Genomic DNA, 21180 nt, shown 5'->3' with positions numbered 1-21180 from the left:
GATAGCGAACGTGAGTACGTTAGAGCGAACGCGAGCGGGATTCTGGCGGGATGCGCTGGTGCGCGACGTGCTGTCGATGGCCCTGGCGATGGCCATCGTCGGCGCGTCCCTCGGCGCCATCGCGGTGAGCAAGGGCGTGCCGCTGTGGATGATCACGCTGATGGGCGCGGTCGTGTTCGCCGGCGGCTCGGAATTCATGGTGGTCGGCCTGGTCACCGCGGGCGCCGCCCCGGTCACCGCGGTGCTCGGCGGCCTGATGCTCAACGCCCGCCACCTCCCGTTCGGCATGGCGGTCGGCGGCCTGCTGGGCCGCGGCTGGCCGAGCCGGCTGATCGGCAGTCACCTGATGGTGGACGAATCCGTGGCGTTCGCGCTGGCGCAGGGCACCACGGCGCAGAAGAAGCGCGCGTACTGGCTGACCGGCATCGCGCTGTACTGCGCCTGGGCCCCCTCGGTGTTCCTCGGCGGCCTGCTCGGCCAGAGCGTCGGCGATCCGGGGGCCTTCGGCCTGGACGCGGCGATGCCCGCGGCCCTGCTGGCCCTGATCATGCCGTCGCTGCGGGAGTTCCGGACCCTGCGGGCGGTCGCGGTGGGCGCGTTCGTGGCCTTGCTGACCACGCCGGTGCTGCCCGAGGGCCTGCCGGTGATGGCCGCGCTGGTCGGCCTCGCCGCCGCGCTGCCACTGCCGAAGCGACTGGCGGGGGAGGAGGCCCGATGACTCTCGGCGTGATCTTCGCGCTGGCCGCCGGCACCTACGCCATGCGGCTGGCCGGCCCGCTGCTGCGCGGCCGGATCCAGATCTCCGAGCGGTTGGAACAGCTGCTGTCGATCGCCGCGATCGTGCTGCTCGGCGCCTTCGTCGCCACCAGCACCGCGTTCGAGTCCGGCGTCTTCGCCGGCTGGGCCCGCTTCGCGGGCGTCGCGGTCGGCGGCGTGCTGGCCTGGCGGCGGGCGCCGTTCGTGTTGGTGGTGGCAGCCGCGGCGGCTACCACGGCCCTGCTGCGGCTCACCGGCCTGGCGGGGTAGGTCGCCGGAAATCGGGCCTTCGATTTCCATTGAAATTGCGGCGGTCGGACTGCCGGGGGCCTGAGGGCCGCGCATCCCGGCCTTCGGTTGTGGACGGAAGTGCAGGAGAATCGAAACCGTGACGAAACCCGTGATCGGAGTCCTCGCTCTGCAAGGCGGCGTCGCCGAGCACCTGGCCGCGCTGGAGCGCAGCGGGGCCGACGCCCGGCCGGTTCGCCGAGCGGAGGAGCTGGCGGCGGTGCAGGGCATCGTGCTGCCGGGCGGCGAGTCGACCACCATGACCCGCCTGCTCGACACCTTCGAGCTCTACGAGCCGCTGCGCGAACGCCTCGCGGCGGGTCTGCCCGCGTACGGCTCGTGCGCGGGGATGATCATGCTCTCCCGCGAGGTGCTCGACAGTGACGGTCGAGGGGACCGGGAACTGCCGGCGGTCCGCCCGCTGGGCGCGCTGGACGTCGTCGTGCGGCGCAACGCCTTCGGCAGGCAGGCCGATTCCTTCGAAACCGACCTGGAATTCGCCGGCATTCCGGACGGCCCGGTGCACGCGGTGTTCATCCGCGCACCGTGGGTCGAGAAGGTCGGTGAAGATGTCGAGGTGCTGGCCGCAGTGCCTGACACGGGCGCCGTTGACCCGGACACCACCGGGCGGGATGCGGCCGCCGGTAGGATCGTCGCGGTTCAGCAGGGACCGGTGCTCGCCACCGCTTTCCACCCGGAGCTGGTCGGCGGGGACGAGCGCGTGCACCGCTATTTCGTACAGATCGTCCGCGCGCGGCTTGGTTCCACGGCGCAGGCGTAGAAAGACGGAGGAGAGATGAGCGGCCACTCCAAGTGGGCCACCACCAAGCACAAGAAGGCCGCCCTCGACGCCAAGCGCGGCAAGCTCTTCGCGAAGCTGATCAAGAACATCGAGGTTGCCGCTCGTACCGGTGGGGGCGATCCCGAGGGCAACCCGACCCTGTACGACGCCATCCAGAAGGCGCGCAAGAGCTCGGTCCCGATGGACAACATCGAGCGCGCCCGCAAGCGCGGCGCGGGTGAAGAGGCCGGCGGCGCCGACTGGCAGACGATCATGTACGAGGGCTACGGCCCCAACGGCGTCGCAGTGCTGGTGGAGTGCCTGACCGACAACCGCAACCGCGCCGCGGGCGAGGTGCGCACCGCGATGACCCGCAACGGCGGCTCGATGGCCGACGCGGGCTCGGTGTCCTACATGTTCAACCGCAAGGGCGTCGTGCTGCTGCCGAAGAACGGGCTCACCGAGGACGACGTGCTCTCCGCGGTGCTGGAAGCTGGCGCCGAGGAGATCAACGACCTCGGTGACAGCTACGAGATCCTCGCCGACCCGACCGACCTGGTCGAGGTGCGCAAGGCGCTGCAGGCGGCGGGCATCGAGTACGACTCGGCGGAGGCGAACTTCCTGGCCTCGGTCAACGTCGAGCTCGACGCCGACGCGGCCCGCAAGATCTTCAAGCTGATCGACGCCCTCGAGGACTGCGACGACGTGCAGAACGTTTTCGCCAACTTCGACGTGTCGGACGCGGTGCTCGAAGAGGTCAACGCGTAGCTGGTGCGCAGCGGCGGAGTCGCCACCGCGCCCGATTCCACGTGCCGGCCGAGGCCGGCCGACGCGGCCGTTCGGCCGCATCGCGCTCGTGACCGATGAAGCGACCGGCCCCGATGGCGGGGCCGGTCGCTTCGTCTTACGCCGGTGTGCTCGGCTGGGCGGAGCCGCCCAAGCCCCGCCCGGCTGACACGCGCCGTGCTCGGCCCGCTCCCGCCGGTGTCCACAGTGGCCGACGCCCCGGGTGCCGGTGGGAGCGGTCTGCTCCGCAGGCAGAATGGCGCCGTGGTCGACACGGATGAGGCTCTGCGCAAGTGGATGGTCAACACCGCGGACAAGCACGGGGCCGCGGTGATGCACGTGGCGGGCGATGACCGCGGCGCGGCGTACGCGTTCTCGGTCGGTGCGTGGCGGCGCTTCGGCAAGCCCGAGGTCGTCGTGATCGGCCTGCCCAAGGAGGTCGCGCACGCGGTGGTCAACACCTACGTGCAGCGGGTCAGCGGCGGCGAGCGGTTCCAGCCGGGCCAGCTCTACGACGGCTTCCTGCAGGGCTGCCCGGTCACCTTCGAGAAGGTCGCGCTGCAGCACTACCCGGAGTACCTGGGCAGCGCGTTCCTGGTCTACAACGGGCCGGACTTCCCGGCGGTGCAGCTGATCGCCTCCAGCCCGGACGGCGGCAAGTTCCCGTGGCAGCCCGACGCGCCGGGCGGCTTCCTCGAGTACCAGCCGATCCTCACCGACAGCGGCCTCCCGGAATCCTGGACGCCCGGCACCGACGGCCCCTGACCAGCGGCGGCCCCGGATCGGCGAAACCGCGCGCAGGCTGACCCGGTCGGGTGAGGCGCGTGCGTGTCGGTGTGGTCGCGGGCGTCGGCGGTTCGATAGGGTTTCGAACGAATGTTCATCAGGTGAGAGCAGGTGGCGTCGTGCGCGTGCTGGGAGTCGACCCCGGGCTGACCCGCTGCGGGCTCGGCGTCGTCGACGGCGGTCGCGGCCGCGAGGTCGCCTGCGTCGCGGTGGGCGTGGCGCGCACCCCGCCGGAGGACGAGCTGTCCAGCCGGCTGATGGCGGTGGCCGACGTGGTGGAGGAGTGGATGGACGCGCACCGCCCCGAGGTGGTGGCGATCGAGCGGGTCTTCAGCCAGCACAACGTGCGCACCGTGATGGGCACCGCGCAGGTCTCCGGTGTCGTGGCGCTGGCGGCCGCCCGCCGCAAGCTGCCGGTCGCCTTCCACACGCCCAGCGAGGTCAAGGCCGCCGTCAGCGGTTCCGGCCGCGCCGACAAGCGCCAGATCACCATGATGATCACCAAGATCCTCGGGCTGGTCGAAGCGCCAAAGCCGGCCGACGCCGCCGACGCGCTGGCGCTCGCGGTCTGCCACATCTGGCGCGCCCCGATGGCCGCCCGGCTGGCCGAGGCGGAGGCCAAGGCCGCCGAGATCGCCCGGAACCACCGCGCCCGGCTGAAGGCCGCCGCACAAGCCACCCGAAGATCGTGATGTTGTCTTTGAAGCGGCGAAGCCGCTTAGCCCACGTACGCAAGGTGACCACCCGCGGGTTCTCAGGCGTCGTCTCGCGAGGCGGCGTCTGAGGTTCCGCTAAGCGGCCACCTGCGCAAAACGAGCCCATGAACAGGTTTTGGAGGGGTTTCCCGATGATCTCCACGGTAAGGGGTCCGGTGCTGTCCGTCGGGCTGGACCACGCCGTGATCGAAGTCGGCGGCGTGGGCATGGCGGTGCACGCCACCCCGGTGACGCTGGCCGCCCTGCGCCGCGGCGAGGAAGCGCGGCTGTGGACCTCGCTGATCGTGCGCGAGGACTCGCTGACGCTCTACGGCTTCGCCGACGCCGAAGCCCGCGACCTCTTCGTGCTGCTGCAGACGGCCTCCGGCGTCGGCCCGCGGCTCGCGCTGGCCACGCTCGCGGTGCTCGCGCCCGAGCAGCTCTGCCACGCGCTGGCCGACGGCAACCTGACGGTGCTCACCCAGGTGCCCGGCATCGGCAAGAAGAGCGCCGAGCGGCTGATCCTGGAGCTGCGCGACAAGGTCGGCGTGGTGGCCGGGGCCGCGGCCGGGCCGGCGGCGACGGTGGACCGCGGCCGGGTGCGCTCCGAGGTCTCCGAGGCGCTGGTGGGGCTGGGCTTCTCGGCCAAGCAGGCCGACCAGAGCGTCGAGGTGGTCCTGGCCGCCGGCAACGGCGACCTGGACACCTCGGCGGTGCTGCGCAAGGCGCTGGCCACCCTGGGCCCGAAGTGAGGCCGGCCTGATGCAGGAAGACAACGACGACTGGCCGCCGTCGGGCGACGGCGTCGCACTGACGCCGGAGCAGGATCAGGGCGACCAGGACGTCGAGATGACGCTGCGCCCGCGCAAGCTGAGCGAGTTCGTGGGTCAGTCCCGCGTGCGCGAGCAGCTGGAGCTGGTCCTGCACGGCGCGCTCAGGCGCGGCGAACAGCCCGACCACGTGCTGTTCTCCGGCCCGCCGGGGCTGGGCAAGACCAGCCTGTCGATGATCATGGCGACGGAGCTGGGCGCCTCGATCCGGGTCACCTCCGGCCCGGCGCTGGAACGCCCCGGCGACCTCGCCGCGATGCTGTCCAACCTCGCCGAGGGCGACGTGCTGTTCATCGACGAGATCCACCGGATCGCCCGGCCCGCCGAGGAGATGCTCTACCTGGCGATGGAGGACTACCGGGTCGACATCGTGGTCGGCAAGGGGCCGGGAGCGACCAGCATCCCGCTGGAGCTGGCCCCGTTCACGCTGGTCGGGGCCACCACCCGGTCCGGCGCGCTGACCGGGCCGCTGCGCGACCGGTTCGGCTTCACCGCGCACATGGAGTTCTACTCCGCGGACGAGCTGGAGGTGGTGGTGCGCCGCTCGGCCGGGATCCTGGGCGTGGACCTGCGCGACGACGGGGCGACCGAGATAGCCCGCCGGTCCCGGGGCACGCCGCGGATCGCCAACCGGCTGCTGCGGCGCGTCCGCGACTTCGCGGAGGTGCGTGCCGACGGAGTGGTGACCCGCGAGGTCGCGCGCGCCGCGCTGGCGGTCTACGACGTCGACGAGATGGGCCTGGACCGGCTGGACCGGGCCGTGCTCGGCGCGCTGATCAAGTCGTTCCACGGCGGACCGGTGGGGGTTTCGACGCTGGCGGTCGCGGTCGGCGAGGAGCCGAGCACGGTGGAGGAGGTCTGCGAGCCCTACCTGGTGCGGGCGGGCATGATCGCCCGCACCCCGCGCGGCCGGGTCGCCACGGTCGCCGCGTGGCAGCACGTGGGCCTCACGCCGCCGCCGCACGCGCCCGGCGAGTCGCAGTCCGACCTCTTCGCCGAGTGATCCAATAGTGACAAATCGCCGATACTGTGTCCCTCGCCCAGCCATCGGCTCGCAGTCGGGGCGCTGGTCCGTGCTTGCGGCGTGACGTTATCCTCCTCACGTCCCGCTCGGTGGTGACGAACCGCGCGAGGCGGCACCGCCGGATGGGTGGTGTGCAGCGCGGCAGGCATGAACCGCGCCCCGCGCGAGAGCGGGGAGACTCTCCTGGTTCCCAGCGGGAGAGGACGTCGACCCGAGTTGACCTGGCACACTGGGGCAGAACATCCGAACAATTCGGGCGCAGTACTGCGAGGGCTGGGCCCCGAAGCGTCCGCTGAACGGAGCACGATGGACCTCCAATCCCTGATTCTTCCGCTGCTGATCGTCCTGCTGGCGGTGCCGCTGTTCCTGCAGGCCCGCAAGCAGAAGCGCGCCGTGGCCGAGCAGCAGAAGCTGCAGAACTCGATCGAGCCGGGCGACAAGGTGATGACCACCTCCGGCGTGTTCGGCAAGGTCGTCGCCACCAGCGACGACTCCATCGACCTGGAGCTCGCCCCGGGCATGACCACCACCTGGGTGCGCGCCGCGGTCCGCGAGAAGGTCACCACCGACAGCGCCCCGGCCGCCGAGACGGCCGAGTCGACCGAGTCGGAGAAGACCGAGGAGGCGCCGGCCGAGGCCGGCGTTCCGGAGTCGAAGGCCGAGATCGCCGAGCCGATCGAGAAGCAGAAGACCAACTGACACCAGGCGCAACGCCTTCCCCCCGGGCGCCGGTAGGGCGCCCGGCGGGCGGGGTCGTCGCCGCCAGGTCGTGACGCGGGCACCGGGTTTCCGGGCCCGCGTCCGTGCGTAGTGGTTGATCTACGCACGGTTGCCACCCGGATCGCCGGCGCCCGCGCCCGGCCTGTCAGACTGAACCGAGGAATTCGGCGATCCGCCACCAGTGGTGGCGAAGATCGCCAACAGATCGCGCCGATCGGGGAACCTGGCGAGCCCGGCTGTAGGTTGGCGTCGAGCGGGCGGAACCGCTCGTCGCAGCTTGCGCAGTTCGGTAGGCGACGCCTACGCGAACCGACCGCGCACCCGATACGGACCGTGGACAGGAGACTGACGCACCGTGGCACCTCCGGCCGGGCAGATTCGCCCAGGGCGTTATCTGGCGATCTTCGCGCTGATCGTCGTGGGGCTGTACGCACTGGTGTTCTTCACCGGTGATGGCAAGCCGACGCCGAAGCTCGGGATCGACCTCCAGGGCGGCACCCGCGTGACGCTGACGGCCCGCACGCCGGACGGTCAGCCGCCCACCAACGAGGCGCTGAACCAGGCGCGGCAGATCATCGAGACCCGCGTCAACGGCATGGGCATCAGCGGTTCCGAGGTGACCCGGGACGGCAACAACCTGGTGATCACCGTGCCGGGCGAGGGCGGTGAGGAAGCCAAACAGCTGGGGCAGACCGCCGAGCTGAACTTCCGCAAGGTCGTCACCGCGGTGCCCGCGGCGCAGCCGCCGGCGGGGACCACCCCGCAGGTCGCGCAGCAGCAGGGCCCGGGCGATCAGCGGAAGGCGATCGACGAGGCGAAGGCGCTCCGGCAGAGCACCGACCAGAACGTCCAGATGCAGGCGCTGCAGTCGCTGAACTGCGCCGCCGACGACCCGCTGCGCGGCAACGACGACCCGAAGCTGCCGCTGGTGACCTGCGACCGCGAGGGCCAGCAGAAGTACCTGCTGGAGCCGGTGTTCTTGCCCGGCAAGGAGATCGCGAACTCGCAGGCCGTGCCGCCGCAGCCGCAGGGCGGGCAGCCGGGCTGGACGGTGTCGCTGGACTTCAAGAGCGAAGGCGCCAAGGTCTGGGCCGACTTCACCTCCGCCAACGTCGGCCAGCAGGCCGCGTTCGTGCTGGACACCGAGGTCGTGTCGGCGCCGCAGATCCAGGCGGCCCTGCTCGCCGGCAACGCCAGCATCAGCGGGCAGTTCAACCAGGAGAGCGCCACCGACCTGGCCAACATCCTCAAGTACGGCTCGCTGCCGCTGGCCTTCGACCAGTCCGAGGCCGAGACGGTCTCCGCGACCCTCGGCGTGGCCTCGCTGGAGGCGGGCCTGATCGCCGGTGGCATCGGCCTCATCCTGGTCGCGGTGTACTGCCTGCTCTACTACCGGCTGCTGGGCATCCTGACCGTCCTGTCGCTGGTGCTCTCCGGCGGCGTGGTCTACGGCGTGCTGGTGCTGCTCGGCCGCTGGGTCGGCTTCACCCTCGACCTGGCGGGCATCGCCGGTTTCATCGTCGCGATCGGCATCACCGCCGACTCGTTCATCGTGTTCTTCGAACGGCTCAAGGACGAGATCCGCGAGGGCCGCACCTTCCGCTCGGCAGTGCCGCGCGCCTGGACGCGGGCCCGGCGCACGATCCTCTCCGCCGACGCGGTCAGCTTCCTGGCCGCCGCCGTGCTCTACGTGCTCGCCGTCGGCCAGGTGAAGGGCTTCGCCTTCACCCTCGGCATGTCGACGGTGCTGGACCTGGTCGTGGTCTTCCTCGTCACGCACCCGCTGGTGGCGGTCGCCTCGAAGAACAAGTTCCTGTCCAAGCCCTCGGTCTCCGGCCTGGGGGCGGTGCAACGGCTCGGTGACCAGACCCGGGCCGCCCGCAAGGCCGCGACCACCGCCAAGGAGGCGTGAAGGTGACGACTCCAGGAACCGAAGGTGCACGGCGCGAAAGCGTCTTCCACCGCCTCTACACCGGCACCGGGGCCTTCGACATCATCGGCAAGCGCGCCCGGTGGTACATCTCGCTGGGCCTGCTCGTGCTCGTGTGCCTCGGAGCCATCGGGTTCAAGGGCTTCAACCTCGGCATCGACTTCGAGGGCGGCACCAAGCTCCAGCTGCCCGCCGTCGGCGCGCAGGGCCCGATCCAGACCGACCAGGTGCAGAACGCGTTCCAGGACGCGCTGGGCCACCCGGCCGAGACGGTGCAGATCGTCGGCACCGGAGCCAACACGAGCATCCAGATCCGCTCCTCGGCGCTGACCCCGGAGCAGGTGGCCGCCGTCAAGCAGTCGCTGTTCAACGAGGTGCAGCCGCTGGACGTGCAGGGCAGCCCGAGCCAGCAGGTGATCAGCGACAGCGCGGTCAGCGGCACCTGGGGCGGTGAGATCACCCAGCAGGCGCTGATCGCGCTGGGCGTGTTCCTGGTGCTGGTGACGATCTTCCTGGCGTTCTACTTCGAGAAGTGGATGGCGGTGGCGGCGCTGGTCGCGCTGCTGCACGACGTCGTGGTCACCGCGGGCATCTACTCGCTGATCGGCTTCGAGGTCACGCCGAGCACGGTCATCGGCCTGCTGACCATTCTCGGGTTCTCGCTGTACGACACGGTGGTGGTCTTCGACAAGGTCAAGGAGAACACCCGCGGCCTGCTCGGGCTGACCCGCCGCACCTACGGCGAGGCCGCGAACCTGGCGGTCAACCAGACCCTGATGCGCTCGATCAACACCTCGGTGATCGCGCTGCTGCCGGTGGTCGGGCTGCTCGTGGTGGGCGCCGGGCTGCTCGGCGTCGGCGTGCTGCAGGACCTGGCGCTGGTGCAGATGGTCGGCATGATCGCCGGCGTGGTGTCGTCGATCTTCCTGGCCACGCCGCTGCTGGTGGACTTCAAGATGCGCGACCCGAAGTACCGCGAGCACGCGGCGAAGGTGCGGCAGCGCCGCGAGCGCGCCGCTGCCAAGGCCGTCGGCGAGGACGCCCCGGCCGAGCCGAAGCACGCGGTCGCTGCGGGCTCGGGCCCGCGCGGTGGGCGGCCCGGCGCCAAGGCCGGCCGCCCGTCCGGGAAGAGGCGGCGTTGAGCGCGGTGGAGGAGACGGCCATTTCCGTGCAGGTGACCGATGCGACCGATCATGCGCTCCGGCAGGCGGTCGGGCTGATCCGCGAGGTGCCGGACTTCCCCGAGCCGGGAGTCCTGTTCCGCGACATCAGCCCGCTGCTCGCCGACGGCGCCGGGCTGAACGCCGTGGTGTCGGCGCTGGGCCGGGACGTCGAGTTCGACGTGGTGGCCGGCGTGGAGGCGCGTGGCTTCCTGGTCGGCGCGGCGGTCGCGCAGGAGTTCGGCACGGGCGTGATCGGGCTCCGCAAGCCCGGCAAGCTTCCCGTGGTGGCGGACCGGGTCGACTACACGCTGGAGTACGGCCGCGCCACGCTCGAACTCCCGGCGGACACGCTGCGCGCCGGCCAGCGGGTTCTGATCGTGGACGACGTCCTGGCCACCGGCGGCACCCTGGGCGCGGCGTGCCGCTTGGTCCGCCAGGCCGGTGCCGACGTCGCGGCGGCGGCCGTCGTGCTCGAACTCACCGCCCTCGAAGGCCGCGACAAGATCATGGGCGAAACCGTCCGGGCCCTGCTGAGGGCCTGATTCGTCGAGGTGAGCGCCGTCCGATCCCTGGTCACGGGGCTCGGGCGCGCTTCCGTCGGTGATCGGTGCGGGTGAAGTTTCGTCGTCCTTCGACTGCGTCAGGTGACCGCTGGGCGTATCACACCCACACCTGGGAAGGTCCGTCGCTCGGATGGCGTTATTCTCAGTGTCCGGGTCCCCCGGACCTGGGACGAGAGCAACACCTGAGCCCGGGAGCGTGCGGTGAGCCAACACGTCGAATCTCCTGCTTCGGCAACCGACCCGGTTGCCGAGCCGCGGGCGGCCTCCGCGACGCGTCGCGTCCGGGCCCGACTGGCCAGGAGGATCACGGCGCAGCGGGCCGCCTCCGTCAAGCAAGTGCTGGAGCCGTTGGCCACGGTGCACCGCGAGTTGCACCCGCAGGCCGATCTGGCGCTGCTGCAGCGCGCTTATGACGTCGCCGAGGAGAAGCACCGCAGTCAGCGGCGCAAGTCCGGTGACCCGTACATCACGCATCCGCTGGCCGTCGCGACGATCCTGGCCGAGCTCGGCATGGACACCACGACCCTGGTGGCCGGCCTGCTGCACGACACCGTCGAGGACACCGACTACTCGCTGGAGAAGCTCGGCGCCGAGTTCGGCGACGAGGTGGCGCACCTGGTCGACGGGGTCACCAAGCTGGACAAGGTCAAGCTGGGCGCCGCTGCCGAGGCCGAGACCATCCGCAAGATGATCATCGCGATGGCCCGCGACCCGCGGGTGCTGGTGATCAAGCTCTCCGACCGGCTGCACAACATGCGCACCATGCGCTTCCTGCCGCCGGAGAAGCAGGCCCGCAAGGCGCGGGAGACCCTCGAGGTGCTGGCGCCGCTGGCGCACCGGCTGGGCATGGCCACCATCAAGTGGGAGCTGGAGGACCTGGCGTTCGCCATCCTGCAGCCCAAGAAGTACGACGAGATCGTGCGCCTGGTGGCCAACCGCGCGCCGTCCCGCGACACCTACCTGCGCACCGTCATCGACGAGCTGTCGCACCAGCTCGACGCCGCCCGGCTGGCCGCGAAGGTGCAGGGCCGCCCCAAGCACTACTACTCCATCCACCAGAAGATGATCGTGCGAGGCCGCGACTTCGACGACATCCACGACCTGGTGGGCGTGCGGATCCTGGTCGACGAGGTCCGCGACTGCTACGCCGCGATGGGCGTGGTGCACGCGCTGTGGCAGCCGATGCCCGGCCGCTTCAAGGACTACATCGCGCAGCCCCGGTTCGGGGTCTACCAGTCGCTGCACACCACGGTGATCGGCCCGGAGGGCAAGCCGCTGGAGGTGCAGATCCGCACCCACGAGATGCACCGCACCGCCGAGTACGGCATCGCGGCGCACTGGCGGTACAAGGAGACCAAGGGGCGCAACGGCGGCGGGCAGTCGGCCGTCGAGGTCGACGAGATGGCGTGGATGCGGCAGCTGCTCGACTGGCAGCGGGAGGCCGCGGATCCCGGCGAGTTCCTGGAGTCGCTGCGCTACGACCTGGCGACCAGGGAGATCTTCGTCTTCACGCCGAAGGGCGACGTGATCACGCTGCCGTCCGGCTCGACCCCGGTGGACTTCGCCTACGCGGTGCACACCGAGGTCGGTCACCGCTGCATCGGCGCCCGCGTCAACGGCCGGCTGGTGGCGCTGGAGCGCAAGCTGGAGAACGGCGAGGTCGTCGAGATCTTCACGTCCAAGGCGGAGGGCTCCGGCCCGAGCCGCGACTGGCTGTCGTTCGTGGCCTCGCCGCGGGCCAAGGCGAAGATCAAGCAGTGGTTCGCCAAGGAGCGCCGCGAGGAGGCGATCGAGTCCGGCAAGGAGCTGATCGCCAAGGAGATCCGGCGGCTCGGCCTGCCGGTGCAGCGCCTCGTGTCGGCGGAAACGCTCGCCGCGGTGGCCCGCGAACTGCACTACGTGGACGTCACCGGCCTGTACGCGGCGGTGGGGGAGAAGCAGCTCTCGGCGCAGCACCTGGTGCAGCGCCTCGTGGCGTTCATCGGCGGTCCGGAGCAGGCGGCCGACGAGATCGCGGAGCGGTCGACGCCGTCGACGTTGCGCGGCAAGCGCCGCAGCAGCGGCGACTCCGGTGTCGTGGTCAAGGACGCGGGGGACGTGTGGGCGAAGCTGGCGCGCTGCTGCACGCCGGTTCCGGGCGACGAGATCCTCGGCTTCGTGACCCGCGGCGGTTGGGTCAGCGTGCACCGCACGGACTGCACCAACGCCGACGACCTGCGCCGCACGCCCGAGCGGCTGGTCGAGGTGCACTGGGCGCCGTCGGCGTCGTCGGTGTTCCTGGTCGCGATCCAGGTGGAGGCCCTGGACCGGCACCGGCTGCTCTCCGACGTGACCAAGGTGCTGGCCGATGAGCGGGTGAACATCCTGTCGGCGTCGGTGACCACGTCGAAGGACCGGGTGGCGGTGAGCCGCTTCTCCTTCGAGATGGGCGACCCGAAGCACCTGGGCCACGTCCTCAAGGCGGTCCGCAACATCGAGGGCGTCTACGACGTCTACCGCGTGACCTCCGCGGCCTGACGCCCACATCCGGCGACGATCTACCGGCGTCGTTCGAAGCGGTGGCGCGGATCAACGCACAAAAAAGCAGGCCCTGCGGACAACTCCGCAGGGCCTGCTTTCCGAAGGGTTACGCGGCTTCGGATGCGCGTTCGATCTTCACCGGCAGGTTCGGGCTTCCATCGCCTTCGCCGTTGACCGGCTGAACTCCCGCGGCGGCGACCTTGTCGAGCACGGCCAGGCCTTCTTCGCCGACGTTGCCGAACACCGTGTAGTCGGGCGGCAGGTAGGAATCCTGGTAGACCATGAAGAACTGGCTGCCCCCGCTGTTCGGCTGGCTGGATTTCGCCATCGCCAGGGTGCCGCGCGGGTAGGTCACCGAACCACCGCGGTCGTAGGGACTCGGCGCGGGGGCGAGTCCGGCCGGAGGCTCGTCCTTGATCGAGTACCCGGGGCCGCCGCTGCCGGTTCCGGTCGGGTCGCCGCACTGCAGCACCCGCAGGCCCTCTCCGGTGGTCAGCCGGTGGCAGTCGGTGCCGTCGAAGTACCCCGCCTGAACGAGGTGCTCGAAGCTCTGCACGGTGCACGGAGCCTTGGTCCGGTCCAGCGTCACCGGAATCGTGCCCTGGTTCGTCTGCACCGTGACGTTCTTGGTGCCCTGGGCCGGGGTTTGTGCTGGATCCGGCGGAAGACCGACGGCCTTCGAGGCCTGTTCGCCCGAGGCCGCGTACGCGCACGGCCCGCTCGTGCCGGTCGGCTGTTGCTCCTGCGGTTGCTGCTGGGCGGTGTCGTCGCTGCTGCGGGTGAAGTAGAAGACGCCCACCACGACCGCGATGACCACGACGATCGTCGCTCCGATGGTGATCACCCGGCGTCGCTTGGCCTGCTCCGCCCGGCGCTGCAGTTGGCGTTCGAGCTTCCGCTTGGCCGCCTGACGACGTTGCTCGTTGCTGGGCACCTGCTCCCTCCCCGGATTCGGTGAACCTGATGTTGTTGCGGGGAGTTTATGGGGTGGGTCGCGGACCGTTCCTGAGAGCCTGCGCATCGTGCCTGCCGCGCGCGAAGGCGCACGTGGGCGGGACGATAACCTTGGGGGACCGACCCGCCCCATCGGGTGCCGCCGCAACGAAAGGTCGCGCTTCGTGCTTGTCCTCGGGTTCCCGGTTGGACCGCTGCAGGCGAACTGCTACGTGCTCGCGCGCGGGGAAGGCGAGCCCTGCGTCGTCGTGGATCCCGGCCAGGACGCGATGCCGCCGCTGGACGAACAGCTGCGCAAGCACCGGCTCGCGCCCGTCGCGGTGCTGCTCACCCACGGGCACTTCGACCACGTCTTCTCCGCCGGTGAGGTGTGCGCCGCGCACGACGTGCCCGCCTACGTCCACCCGGCCGACCGGTTCATGCTCGCCGACCCGGGCGCCGCGCTCGGCCCGGCCGGGCGGCAGCTGTTCGGCGACGGCCCGGTGATGGACGCGCCCGCCGACGTCCGCGACCTCGCCGAGGGCGACGAGCTGGAGCTCGCCGGGCTGCGCTTCGACGTCACGCACACGCCGGGCCATACCGGCGGATCGGTGCTGTTCGGCGTCGGGACCGACGAGGGTGGGCGGCTGCTGCTGTCCGGCGACACCCTCTTCGCCGGCGCCATCGGGCGCACCGATCTGCCCGGCGGCGACCACGGCCGGATGCTCGAGTCGCTGAGCACCAAGGTGCTGCCGCTGGACGACGAGACCGTCGTGCTGCCGGGCCACGGACCGACCACCACCATCGGGCGCGAACGCGCGGGCAACCCGTTCCTGCAGGGCCTGCCGGCTTCCGACGCCATTTCCTGACGAGGACTGAACCACCACTCATGAGCACGTTCACCGCACCCAAGGGCATCCCCGAGTACTACCCGCCGGAGTCGGCGGGCTTCCTGGCGGTCCGCGACACCCTGGCCGACGCCGCGCGCCGCGCCGGCTACGGCTACATCGAGCTGCCGGTGTTCGAGGACACCACGCTGTTCGCCCGCGGCGTCGGGGAGTCCACCGACGTCGTCAGCAAGGAGATGTACACCTTCGCCGACCGCGGCGGCCGATCCGTGACGCTGCGCCCGGAGGGCACGGCGGGCGTGATGCGCTCGGTCATCGAGCACGGCCTGGACCGCGGCCAGCTGCCGGTGAAGCTGTACTACAGCGGCGCGTTCTTCCGCTACGAGCGGCCGCAGGCCGGGCGGTACCGGCAGCTGCAACAGGTCGGCGTGGAGGCGATCGGGGTCGACGACCCGGCGCTGGACGCCGAGGTCATCGCGATCGCCGACGAGGGCTACCGGCGGCTGGGGCTCAGCGGGCACCGCATCGAGATCACCTCGCTCGGCGACAGCACCTGCCGCCCCACCTACCGGGCGAAGCTGCAGGAGTTCCTGCGCGGGCTGCCGCTGGACGAGGAGACCCGGCGCCGCGCCGAGCTCAACCCGCTGCGGGTGCTCGACGACAAGCGGCGGGAGGTGCAGGAACTCGTCGCCGCCGCACCGCTGATGGTCGACCACCTCTCGGCGGAGTCGAAGGAGCACTACGAGCAGGTCAAGGCGCACCTGCTCGACCTCGGCGTGGCGTTCGTGGAGAACCCCCGCCTGGTGCGCGGCCTGGACTACTACACCAAGACCACCTTCGAGTTCGTCCACGATGGACTCGGCTCGCAGTCCGGCATCGGCGGCGGCGGCCGCTACGACGGCCTGATGGCCGAGCTCGGCGGCCAGGAGTACTCCGGCGTCGGCTTCGGGCTCGGCGTCGACCGCACCCTGCTGGCCTGCCAGGCCGAGGGGCTGCAGGTCGGCGACCAGGCGCGCTGCGACGTCTACTGCGTGCCGATGGGCGAGACCGCCAAGCGCCGCCTGGTGGCGGCCGCGGGCGGGCTGCGAGCGGCCGGGATCCGCGTCGACGTGGCCTACGGCGGCAAGGGCCTCAAGGGAGCGATGAAGGCCGCCGACCGCTCGGGCGCCCGGTTCGCGCTGGTGCTCGGCGAGCGGGACCTCGAGGCCGGCACCGCGCAGCTGAAGGAGCTGGCCAGCGGCGAACAGCGCGCGGTGGCGCTGGATGCGCTGGTGGCCGAGGTCCGGGCCGCGGTCGCGGAGCCGAGATGACCGAAGCCGGGACGGTTCCGCTGGATCTGCTGGATCGCAAGACGGTCCGGACGCGGGCCCGCAACGTCGCGATCGCGGCGCTGATCGTCGCGGCCGCGATGGGCGGCATCGTGAGCCTGTTCGCGGGGTCGACGGGCTTCGCGATCACCGCGGCGATCGTGGGAATCCCGTTGCTGCTGCTGGCTTTCGCGGAGTCCCGCAAGACCATCGAGCTGCGCGGCGGCGAGCTGGTGGTCCGCGCGGTGGGCACCCGCGTGGTCGAGGTGAAGGACGCGGATCGTTTCGACCTGTTCGTCACCGACCTGCGTGGCGCGCGGACGGTCAACCTGCTGGTCGGTGGCCCGCCCAAGGGCAAGGCGATCAGCGTGTCGCTGGCGCTTTACGCGGGCACCGGCGGCCGGGAGCTCGGCATCTACGCGCTGCGCCGGCTGGCGGACACGCTCGCCGGCTCCGCCGACACCCGGGCGCTGGTGCTTTCGCAGCTGATCGTGGCCCAGTTGCGGGCGGAGGCACGCGGCGACGCGGCCCCGGACCGCCCGCTGTACCGGCTCGCGTCCGTCGCTCCGCCGGGCCGGATGGCGCAGCGGCTGCATCCCGATGCGGTGGCCAGGTTCGTCGCCGCGCTGGGGTAGCGGCTCGTTCCGCGCAGCGGCCCCTTGCGGAGTCGCCTCGGCCAGCGGTGTTCGGTCCGCGGTTTCAATGAGGTTTTTCCAACCTCGTTCTGCGTGGCGGTGCCGGTAGCGGCCCCCCTGCGGGAGTTACAGCGCCCGCCTGGCTGTGGGTGCCCTGACTTATGTATGCCAACGGCGTCAGGGCCGTCCTCGCCGGAGGAACCCCAGAGGGGTGGGCTCCGTGAACCCGCGGCGGTGCCAGTTGCGAGGGTGGGCCCGAAAGCGCCTGACGGCGCTTGGCGACAGCGCGCACTCAGGCGCAGGTCAGACGCCGCGGCTGCGGTACCCGACCAGGATGAAAAACCCTCAATGGAAGTCGGACCTTTGATTTCCATTGAAACCGCGTCAGAACGGGGCGTCGGGTTCCGTGCGGACGCCTGGCTGCGTAGCCGGATGAATCAGTATCCGGGCCTGCGGTGCGGCGGCCGCCGGCGCACCGTCGAGGTTTCCGCGCTGGTGGCGGCCGCCTGCCCCACGCGGTCCGCGACCGAGCTCCCGGTGCGGCCCATGCCCTTCGCCGGCTCCCGGACCGCCACCGCGGCGGCGATCGCCGTGGTGATCGGCACCGCGGCGACCAGGCCGATGCTGCCGACCAGCGTGCGCACGACTTCCTGCGCCACCGCCTGCGAACTCACGACCTCGCCGAAGGTCCGGCCGGAGAGCGTGTATGCCAGCAGCAGCGGCAGGGCCGCGCCCGCATAGGCCAGGACCAGCGTGTTCACCGCCGACGACACGTGGTCGCGGCCGATCCGCTGCCCAGCCTTGTACAGCTGCCGCCACGACAGCGTCGGGTTGGCCTTGCGCAGCTCCCACACCGCGCTGGTCTGGGTGACGGTCACGTCGTCGAGCACGCCGAGCGCGCCGATCACGATCCCGGCCAGCAGCAGACCGCGCGCGTCGATCGGCGTGCCGAGCACTCCCATCAGGCTCGACGTGTCCTCGTCCAGCCCGGTCAGGCTGGTGGCCGCCGAGAAGACCACGCTGAGCAGGCCGATCAGGCCGAGGCTCAGCAGGGTGCCGAGCACCGCGGTCGAGGTCCGCGCGGAGAAGCCGTGCGTCAGGTAGAGCACCACGAACATGATCAGCCCGGCCCCGACGACCGCCACCAGCAGCGGATCCTCGCCGGCGAGGATGGCGGGCAGCACGAACCCGATCAGCACGACGAAGCTCAGCCCGAGCGCGACCAGCGCGGCGAGGCCCTGCCAGCGGCCGAGCACGATCACCGCGGCGGCGAACACGAGGGCCAGGACCAGCAGCGGCACGCCGCGCTGGAAGTCGACGACCTGGTAGGACGTCGGATCGTCGGGATTGGCCCCGGCGTAGCTGAGCACCACGTGGTCGCCGACGGCGAAGCGCGGCGTGCCGGGATCGGTCGGCACCGTCTGCTCGATGGTCTGGTCGGGCCGCGGGCCGTCCTGCATCTGGACCCCGAGCACCACGCAGCCGCCCTCGTCGGGCGAGCCCTGGGTGCACGAGCCGGCGGCGGCGGAGACGACGACGGCGTTGACCGGGTACTGGCCGAAGCCGAGGTCGGCGCCGGTGCGCTGCTGGTGGTCGAACGGGTAGAGCAGCAGGAAGCCGACGATGGTGGCCAGCGCGAAGGGCACCAGCGCGATCGCGAGCGCCCGCTTGACCTGCCTGGACGCCGGTTCGGCGGGACCGTGACCGTGCCCATGGCCGTGCCCGTGCCCGGTGGCGGGGCTGCTGTCCGGTCGCGGGCCGGGATTCGGGCGGCGGCCGCGTTTCGGCTGGTCCGCGGCCGGTTGGGCAGGTGGTTGTTGGCCCTGGTCGGCGGCGCGGCGGTGGCGAGCCCGATGGCCGCCTCCGGACTCGGGAGGCTCTCCGGTGGGACGGCGGTCGGTCACCGGGCAATTATGCGGACCGTCCAACGCGGCCCGAAGCGGGGCGTTCGGCCGGGCCCGCGGCCACGCGCCACTCGATAGGCGGACATGCGAAAACGGCGCTCGACATCATATCGAAACTATGTTCGAATTGAATCATGCGATGGGAACAGCAGCGGGTCAAGCCGCCGGTCGGGAGCGCGCCGGAACTGCCGCTCGCGCTGCCGGAGCCGCAGGTGCGGTCCGGCAGGCGTGCGGGGCTGCGGCTGCCGGAGCCGGTGCCGATCGAAGCGGGCACCGAGGAGGCCTACGCGATCGAGATCCACGCGAAGTCGGTGCTGAACCGGGTGCCAGGGGAGTCGCAGGTGCCATTCCGCTGGACGGTGAATCCATACAGAGGATGCACCCATGCTTGCATTTATTGTTTTGCCCGCCGCACTCACACGTACTTGGACTTGGACGCGGGGCACGACTTCGACAGCAAGATCGTCGTCAAGGTCAACGCCGGGGCTTTGTTGCGCAAGGAGTTGGCCAGCCCGCGCTGGGCGGGCGAGCCGATTGCGATGGGCACGAACACGGATCCCTACCAGCGCGCCGAGGGGCGCTATCGGCTGATGAGGGAAATTCTTGCGGCACTGCGGGATCACGCGAACCCGTTTTCGATCCTCACCAAGGGCACGCTGATCCTCCGAGACCTGGATCTGATCACCGAGGCTGCGCAGCGGACCAAGGTCTCGGTGGCAGTGTCGGTGGGCTCGGTCGATGAGGCTTTGTGGCGGGCAGTGGAGCCGGGGGCGCCATCGCCGCTGCGGCGTCTCGACGTTGTGCGACGGTTTACCGAGGCAGGCATCGGGTGCTCGGTCTTGATGGCGCCGATTCTGCCCGGACTCAGCGACTCGCCGGCCGAGATTGATCGTACGGTGGCCGCTATCGCTGAGGCGGGGGCGACGAGTCTGACGCCCTTGATGCTTCATCTGCGCTCGGGTGCGCGCGAGTGGTACCACGGCTGGCTGAGCAGTCAGCGGCCCGAACTGCTCCCGTTGTACGAGCGGCTGTACCGCAACGGCGCGTACGCCCCGAAGTCGTATCAGCGTGAAGTCATGCACCTGGTGGAGCAGGCCAAGCGTCGGCATGGGTTGGCGCACCCTCAGCGACCGGAGAACTTCCGGACGCAGCAGCATGATCCCCCGCAGTCCGACGCGGACCGGGCTCGGGAGCGCCAGCTCGCCCTGCTGTGACGCGGTGTCGACGAGCTGGTCAGCGGTCGAACTTGCCGGCTTTGACCTGGGAGAGAAACGCCGCCCATGTCACGGCGGGGAACGTGAGTAGGGCACCGTCGCGGTTCTTGGTGTCACGGACGCCTGCCTTACCGGGCGCGGTGCCGATTTCGACGCATTGCTCGGGGTTGTGCAGGCTCTTGGCGGACTTGCGCCAGTTGGTGAACACGGTCAGTCCTTGTGGGCCTGTGCGGGCTCCGCGCCAGAGGACCTCCTTGCCGCGATGCGGCTCATGGCCGCGGTCGGCCAGCCGTTCCCCACGATCCTGACCCTCCAGGCAGCCGCGATGCCCGTTCGAGCAGTGGAACCGAAGTGGGTGATCGTTTTTGCCGACCGCTGACAACCGCCACGGCTCCGGCACGTCTGTCTGATCGAAGAGTCGGAAACAACCCGGTTGCAGGAGAAACAAATGCGCAAGATCAGCCGTATGGCCGTTCTGATCCCCGGCGGACTGCTGGCCGCGGCGGTGTTCGTGAGCGGGTGCACGTCCGTAGCCGGGCAGTCGACATCGACCCCGCCCGGACCGGCGGCAGGCGCCGCGAGTGCCGGGAGTACTGCCAACTCCGAGACGGGCGCCGGGGCAGACGTCATGGCCCCGAACATCCACACCGTCGACGTTGCCGTCGATCTGGAGTTCGCCGAGAACAACGGGAGCTGGATGCTCTCCTACGTCGAAGGCAAGTGGGACGACTCCTCCATGGGAGCACCCCACCCGATCAGCGCAGGCGGACCCCGTCTAGAGGCCGCACTCGCTCCGGATGTCCAGTTGCTCAGCCCGTTCGAAGGCGCCGCGCCGATCGACTCGCCCCAGCTCGACTCGGAGGGGCTGGGAGTAGTGCCGATCACCCTGGACGACTTCGTCCAGCAGAACAACCAGTCGGCCAAGATCTGGCTCGATGAGAGCGGCCAGGTCACTAAGATCGCCGCGCGTTACCAGCCCTGACCCAGACCCGTCGCGGCGAGTTCGTGCCGCCGCGCGCCGGAAGTGCGCGAGCTGATCCACCTGATCGCCATGCGGTGCCAGCACGTAAGCCGACCGGGGTGTGACCAGTGCCCCGGTGCCTGACGAGGTCAGCTGAGACCGCAAGCGCTCATCGCGGGCTTCCTCTGGCGCTCGGCGTTCTCGGCTCCGGGGCTTGTGGTCGTGGCACCTGGCGCACAGCGATTGCGCGTTGGCGTGCAGGTACTGCTTCGCGAGGCGCACTCGCACGTACTTGGACCTGGACGCGGCGCACGACTTCGACAGCAAGATCGTCGTCAAGGTCAACGCCGGAAGCCTGCTGGGCAAGGAGCCGGCCAGCCCGCGCCGGGCCGGCGAGGCGATCGCGATGGGCACCAACACCGACCCGTACCAGCGCGCCGAGGGGCGCGACCGGCTGATGCGGGAGATCCTCGCCGAGCTGCGCGATCGGGCCAACCCGTTCTCGATCCTCGCCAAGGGAACGCTGATCCTGCGGG

21 protein-coding genes are annotated in these 21180 nt (G+C 70.7%); 18 read left to right on the top strand and 3 right to left on the bottom strand.

Annotation, left to right across the window (positions count from 1 at the left end):
- Positions 1 to 10 precede the first annotated feature (10 nt).
- The 13 genes from AB0I53_RS02100 to AB0I53_RS02040 all read left to right on the top strand — a co-directional run bounded on the left by AB0I53_RS02100 (position 11) and on the right by AB0I53_RS02040 (position 12839).
- Positions 11 to 718: an AzlC family ABC transporter permease gene (locus tag AB0I53_RS02100; RefSeq protein WP_358595019.1), complete on the top strand. Its 708-nt coding sequence runs from the start codon at positions 11 to 13 to the stop codon at positions 716 to 718.
- On the top strand, positions 715 to 1026 hold the full coding sequence (locus tag AB0I53_RS02095; RefSeq protein ID WP_358595016.1) for an AzlD domain-containing protein: 312 nt from the start codon (positions 715 to 717) through the stop codon (positions 1024 to 1026). The genes AB0I53_RS02100 and AB0I53_RS02095 overlap by 4 nt, the downstream gene beginning before the upstream one ends.
- Before the next feature lie 118 nt (positions 1027 to 1144).
- Positions 1145 to 1825, top strand: coding sequence for a pyridoxal 5'-phosphate synthase glutaminase subunit PdxT (gene pdxT, locus AB0I53_RS02090; protein ID WP_358595013.1), 681 nt, complete (start codon positions 1145 to 1147; stop codon positions 1823 to 1825).
- A gap of 15 nt (positions 1826 to 1840) precedes the next feature.
- Positions 1841 to 2593: a YebC/PmpR family DNA-binding transcriptional regulator gene (locus AB0I53_RS02085; protein ID WP_358595011.1), complete on the top strand. Its 753-nt coding sequence runs from the start codon at positions 1841 to 1843 to the stop codon at positions 2591 to 2593.
- Between the two features lie 315 nt (positions 2594 to 2908).
- On the top strand, positions 2909 to 3376 hold the full coding sequence (locus AB0I53_RS02080; protein WP_358595226.1) for a DUF4262 domain-containing protein: 468 nt from the start codon (positions 2909 to 2911) through the stop codon (positions 3374 to 3376).
- A gap of 140 nt (positions 3377 to 3516) precedes the next feature.
- Complete coding sequence (gene ruvC, locus AB0I53_RS02075; protein ID WP_358595008.1) at positions 3517 to 4089, top strand: crossover junction endodeoxyribonuclease RuvC; 573 nt, start codon at positions 3517 to 3519, stop codon at positions 4087 to 4089.
- Positions 4090 to 4244: 155 nt separating this feature from the next.
- Positions 4245 to 4844 carry a Holliday junction branch migration protein RuvA gene (gene ruvA / locus AB0I53_RS02070; RefSeq protein ID WP_358595006.1) on the top strand — a complete coding sequence of 200 codons (600 nt, stop codon included), beginning with the start codon at positions 4245 to 4247 and terminating at the stop codon, positions 4842 to 4844.
- A gap of 10 nt (positions 4845 to 4854) precedes the next feature.
- A complete protein-coding gene (gene ruvB, locus AB0I53_RS02065) occupies positions 4855 to 5925 on the top strand; it encodes a Holliday junction branch migration DNA helicase RuvB (RefSeq protein ID WP_358595003.1) in 1071 nt (356 codons plus the stop codon).
- A 327-nt stretch (positions 5926 to 6252) separates the two neighbouring features.
- Positions 6253 to 6645 carry a preprotein translocase subunit YajC gene (gene yajC, locus AB0I53_RS02060; RefSeq protein ID WP_358595000.1) on the top strand — a complete coding sequence of 131 codons (393 nt, stop codon included), beginning with the start codon at positions 6253 to 6255 and terminating at the stop codon, positions 6643 to 6645.
- 376 nt (positions 6646 to 7021) lie between these two features.
- On the top strand, positions 7022 to 8578 hold the full coding sequence (gene secD, locus AB0I53_RS02055) for a protein translocase subunit SecD (RefSeq protein ID WP_358594997.1): 1557 nt from the start codon (positions 7022 to 7024) through the stop codon (positions 8576 to 8578).
- A complete protein-coding gene (gene secF / locus AB0I53_RS02050; protein ID WP_358594994.1) occupies positions 8575 to 9738 on the top strand; it encodes a protein translocase subunit SecF in 1164 nt (387 codons plus the stop codon). Before secD ends, secF begins: the two co-directional genes overlap by 4 nt.
- A 5-nt stretch (positions 9739 to 9743) precedes the next feature.
- Positions 9744 to 10301, top strand: a complete 558-nt coding sequence (locus AB0I53_RS02045) for an adenine phosphoribosyltransferase (protein ID WP_358595223.1) — start codon at positions 9744 to 9746, stop codon at positions 10299 to 10301.
- Between the two features lie 222 nt (positions 10302 to 10523).
- Positions 10524 to 12839 carry a bifunctional (p)ppGpp synthetase/guanosine-3',5'-bis(diphosphate) 3'-pyrophosphohydrolase gene (locus tag AB0I53_RS02040; protein ID WP_358594991.1) on the top strand — a complete coding sequence of 772 codons (2316 nt, stop codon included), beginning with the start codon at positions 10524 to 10526 and terminating at the stop codon, positions 12837 to 12839.
- A gap of 109 nt (positions 12840 to 12948) precedes the next feature.
- On the opposite strand, the gene AB0I53_RS02035 is transcribed toward AB0I53_RS02040, so the two are convergent.
- Positions 12949 to 13776 carry a peptidylprolyl isomerase gene (locus AB0I53_RS02035; protein WP_358594988.1) on the bottom strand — a complete coding sequence of 276 codons (828 nt, stop codon included), beginning with the start codon at positions 13774 to 13776 and terminating at the stop codon, positions 12949 to 12951.
- 184 nt (positions 13777 to 13960) lie between these two features.
- Here AB0I53_RS02035 and AB0I53_RS02030 point away from each other — a divergent pair, with 184 nt between their 5' ends.
- The 3 genes from AB0I53_RS02030 to AB0I53_RS02020 are packed head-to-tail and all read left to right on the top strand — an operon-like array spanning position 13961 to position 16565.
- Positions 13961 to 14644 carry an MBL fold metallo-hydrolase gene (locus AB0I53_RS02030; protein ID WP_358594985.1) on the top strand — a complete coding sequence of 228 codons (684 nt, stop codon included), beginning with the start codon at positions 13961 to 13963 and terminating at the stop codon, positions 14642 to 14644.
- Between the two features lie 20 nt (positions 14645 to 14664).
- Entirely contained in the window at positions 14665 to 15933 is a 1269-nt protein-coding gene (hisS, locus tag AB0I53_RS02025) for a histidine--tRNA ligase (RefSeq protein WP_358594982.1), read from the top strand.
- Entirely contained in the window at positions 15930 to 16565 is a 636-nt protein-coding gene (locus AB0I53_RS02020; protein WP_358594979.1) for a hypothetical protein, read from the top strand. The genes hisS and AB0I53_RS02020 overlap by 4 nt, the downstream gene beginning before the upstream one ends.
- A 437-nt stretch (positions 16566 to 17002) precedes the next feature.
- On the opposite strand, the gene AB0I53_RS02015 is transcribed toward AB0I53_RS02020, so the two are convergent.
- Entirely contained in the window at positions 17003 to 18469 is a 1467-nt protein-coding gene (locus AB0I53_RS02015; protein WP_358594976.1) for a YibE/F family protein, read from the bottom strand.
- Positions 18470 to 18603: 134 nt separating this feature from the next.
- Here AB0I53_RS02015 and AB0I53_RS02010 point away from each other — a divergent pair, with 134 nt between their 5' ends.
- Complete coding sequence (locus tag AB0I53_RS02010) at positions 18604 to 19683, top strand: Rv2578c family radical SAM protein (RefSeq protein WP_358594973.1); 1080 nt, start codon at positions 18604 to 18606, stop codon at positions 19681 to 19683.
- Between the two features lie 19 nt (positions 19684 to 19702).
- On the opposite strand, the gene AB0I53_RS02005 is transcribed toward AB0I53_RS02010, so the two are convergent.
- Complete coding sequence (locus tag AB0I53_RS02005; RefSeq protein ID WP_358594970.1) at positions 19703 to 20131, bottom strand: DUF397 domain-containing protein; 429 nt, start codon at positions 20129 to 20131, stop codon at positions 19703 to 19705.
- Between AB0I53_RS02005 and AB0I53_RS02000 the strand changes: the two genes are divergently transcribed.
- Complete coding sequence (locus tag AB0I53_RS02000; RefSeq protein ID WP_358594967.1) at positions 20132 to 20665, top strand: hypothetical protein; 534 nt, start codon at positions 20132 to 20134, stop codon at positions 20663 to 20665.
- Positions 20666 to 21180 lie beyond the last annotated feature (515 nt).

The organism is Saccharopolyspora sp. NPDC050389, assembly GCF_040655595.1.
Lineage (GTDB): Bacteria > Actinomycetota > Actinomycetes > Mycobacteriales > Pseudonocardiaceae > Saccharopolyspora.
The sequence above is the reverse complement of the archived record's forward strand: the minus strand, read 5'-3'. Positions and strand labels throughout refer to the sequence as shown.